Here is a 294-nt window from a genome sequence, read left to right as displayed (position 1 = left end):
GTTATCCATGGAGAAGCGGAACGATTGCGTCGCGGTCCTGCTGGTGTCTGTCTCATGGCCTCCCCTTCGTATGGGTAGATAGGTGGACCCGCTCGTCCACCGCATCAGCAGAACTGCTCTCGGATCTCCCGTCGAGCTCAACACGCCGACGACGGCATCGACCATCGCGCTTAGGGCAATGCCCGCAAGCAGGACTCGCTCCGGAGCGAACGCCGATCGCCGGGAGCTGGCGAAGATGACGACAAGCACACTGATCGCACCTGCCACGGCAAAGGCAAATTGACCGGAAAACCC

General features: G+C 61.2%; 1 protein-coding gene. It reads right to left on the bottom strand.

Going from position 1 to position 294, the window contains the following annotated elements; translation table 11 throughout:
• The coding region (locus AF337_RS33040) for an iron chelate uptake ABC transporter family permease subunit (protein ID WP_244471359.1) at positions 1-294 on the bottom strand (294 nt) is incomplete at both ends.

Source organism: Rhizobium ecuadorense (assembly GCF_001187535.1).
Lineage (GTDB): Bacteria > Pseudomonadota > Alphaproteobacteria > Rhizobiales > Rhizobiaceae > Rhizobium > Rhizobium ecuadorense.
The sequence above is the reverse complement of the archived record's forward strand: the minus strand, read 5'-3'. Positions and strand labels throughout refer to the sequence as shown.